General features: G+C 54.7%; 1 protein-coding gene. It reads left to right on the forward strand.

Translation table 11 applies throughout. From position 1 onward, the window contains the following. A partial coding sequence (locus C161_RS27050) for a non-ribosomal peptide synthetase (protein WP_036674048.1) occupies positions 1-3,145 on the forward strand: 3,145 nt, incomplete at both ends.

Genomic DNA, 3,145 nt, shown 5'->3' on the forward strand with positions numbered 1-3,145 from the left:
CGGTGCGAAGCTGTTGGTGAACGATCTGCGCAGTGCGCTGGCACAGGAGTTGCCGGGTTACATGATCCCGTCGTACTTCGTGGAGCTGGAGCGCTTGCCTCTGACACCAAACGGGAAAATAGACCGGAAGGCGCTGCCCTCGCCGGAAGGGGAAGCGGGAAGTGGAACGGAGTATGTCGCACCGCGCAATGAGCTGGAAATGAAGCTGGCGGTGATTTGGCAGGAGGTGCTGGGGCTTACGAAGGAGATTGGCGTTTACGACAACTTCTTCGACATCGGCGGCCACTCCCTGCGAGCGACAACGTTGGTCAGCAAGATTCATAAAGAGTTGAACGTGGATCTGCCACTGCGCGAAGTGTTCCGCCATTCCACGATCGAGAGCATGGCTACCGCCATTTCTCGGCTGGATCAGCAGATATTTGTTTCCATTCCGGTGACGGATGTCCGAGAGGTGTACCCGCAATCTTTTGCTCAAAAACGTCTCTTTATTCTGAATCAGCTGGAAGTTGCGGAGCTTAGCTACAACATGCCGGAAGCGATGCTGCTGGAGGGTGCTTTGGACCGGGCAAGGTTCGAAGAAACGTTCCGTAAGCTCGTGGCGCGGCATGAAATGTTGCGCACCGGGTTTGAAATGGTGGATGGAGAAGCATCACAGCGGGTTTACCAGGACGTGAATTTTGCGGTGGAGTTCTATCAAGCGGATGAGCAAGAGGTCGAAGCGGTGGTTCACGGTTTCGTCCGTCCGTTTGACTTGGCTAAGCCACCGCTGTTGAGGGTAGGCCTTGTTGAGCTGGCTCCGGAACGCCATATTCTGATGTACGACATGCATCATATTATTTCTGACGGCGTTTCAATGGAAATCTTTGTTGAAGAATTCGTACGTTTGTATGGTGGAGAGCAATTGGAGCCGCTGCGCATTCAGTACAAAGACTACACCGTTTGGCAGCATTCGCAGGAGCAGCAGGAACGGCTTCAGCATCAGGGGGCGTATTGGCTGGACATGTTCCAGGGCGAGCTTCCGGTGCTGGAAATGCCGACCGACTATCCACGTCCGGCTGTACAGAGCTACGAAGGTCAAACGCTGGAGTTTTCCTTCGACGCTTCAAAAACCGACGGCCTGAAACAGCTGGCTTCGGAAACGGGCACGACGCTGTTTATGGTGTTGCTTGCGGCGTATAACGTGCTTTTGCATAAATATTCAGGTCAGGAAGACGTAATCGTTGGTACGCCGATTGCCGGAAGGAATCATGGAGATGTGCAGCCGTTGATCGGGATTTTCCTAAACACGCTGGCGATTCGCAGTTATCCGTCTTCGGAGAAAACATTCCTGTCATATCTGAACGAAGTCAAAGAAACAACTCTGCGTGCCTTTGAGCATCAGAACTATCCGTTTGAACAATTGGTGGACAAAGTGCAAGTCACCCGTGATTTAAGCCGCAATCCGCTCTTCGACACGATGTTTACGATGCAGAATACGGAGAACGAGCAATTTGAGCTGGAAGGGCTTCGCCTGATTCCTTATCCGAGCGTACTTGATACTGCGAAGTTTGATATCAGCTTGGATGTGGGCGAGGAGAACGGCGGCTTGGATTACAGCTTTGAATATGCGACAGCTCTTTACAAAAGGGAGACGATTGAACGGCTGGCAAAACATTACGAGCAGTTGCTCCTGACAATTGTAAACCGTCCAGATGCAAAGATTGCCGAGCTGAACTTGCTGACAGCAGAGGAAAAAGAAAAAGTTCTCAATGCGTTTAATCCAGCGCAGCTAGAAGCGGCTCCTGCGGCTACGTTCCACCGTCTGTTTGAGAAACAGGCAGAGTGTACGCCGGAAGCGGAGGCCGTTGTGTATGAAAATAACCGCCTAACGTATGTGGAGCTGAACGAGCGAGCGAACCGCTTAGCGGTCACGCTGCGTGCAAATGGCATCGGCCGGGAGTCAATCGTTGGCATTCTCGCCGAGCGTTCGGTGGACTTGCTGGTGGCCGTGCTGGCCGTCTGGAAAGCCGGCGGGGCGTATGTACCCCTCGACCCGGATTATCCGGCGGACCGCGTGCGGTTTATGCTCGAAGACAGCGGAGCGAAGGTACTGCTGACACAAACGCCGCTGCGAGAACGTGCCGAGGCCTGGCTCCGCGAAGAGGAGCTGGCGCTGATGTCGGTGCTGTACCTCGACGACGAAGTGTCGTACAGCGAAGATCGGGCAAATGCTCCGATGTGCTTTGATCAAGGCTCCAACATGGCTTCCAGTCGGGTCTCTGGCAAACTAACGGGGGCTGTGAACGGTGCGGATCGGAACCATCTGGATGTTGTGGATGATGTTGATGTTGTTGGCATGGACAGCTTCCATGAAGCCCGCCCAGAGGATCTGGCGTACGTGATCTACACATCGGGAACGACGGGCAAGCCGAAAGGTGTGATGATCGAGCACCGCAGCCTGGTGAACACGGCGGCGGGTTACCGGCGGGAATACCGATTAGATCAGTTCCCGGTGCGGTTGCTGCAACTCGCCAGCTTCTCGTTTGACGTGTTCGTGGGCGACATTGCCCGGACACTGTACAACGGAGGCACGATGGTGATTGTGCCGAAGGACGACCGGATCGATCCTTCTCGTCTGCACTACTGGATAGAGCGAGAGCGAGTGACGATCTTCGAATCAACACCGGCGCTGATCGTGCCGTTTATGGAATACGTACATGAACAGGGGTTGGAGTTCAGCGGGATGGAGCTGTTGATTACAAGCTCGGACAGCTGCAGTGTGGCGGATTACCGAACCTTGCAGGAACGCTTCGGCTCGTCGTTCCGCATCATTAACGCTTACGGTGTGACGGAAGCGGCGATCGACTCCAGTTTCTATGACGAACCGCTGACGAAGCTGCCGCAGACAGGCCATGTGCCGATCGGCAAAGCGTGGCTGAATGCGAAATTTCACATCGTGGACGCACATCTGAATCCCGTACCAGTCGGCGTGCTGGGCGAATTGGTTATCGGCGGAGTTGGGGTAGCACGTGGGTACTTGAACCGTCCAGATCTGACAGAAGAGAAGTTTGTAGACAGTCCCTTCACCGCTGGTGAGCGGCTGTACCGCACAGGAGACTTGGCGCGGTGGATGGAGGACGGCAACGTGGACTTCATCGGCCGAATC

This window comes from Paenibacillus sp. FSL R5-192, assembly GCF_000517845.1.
Lineage (GTDB): Bacteria > Bacillota > Bacilli > Paenibacillales > Paenibacillaceae > Paenibacillus > Paenibacillus amylolyticus.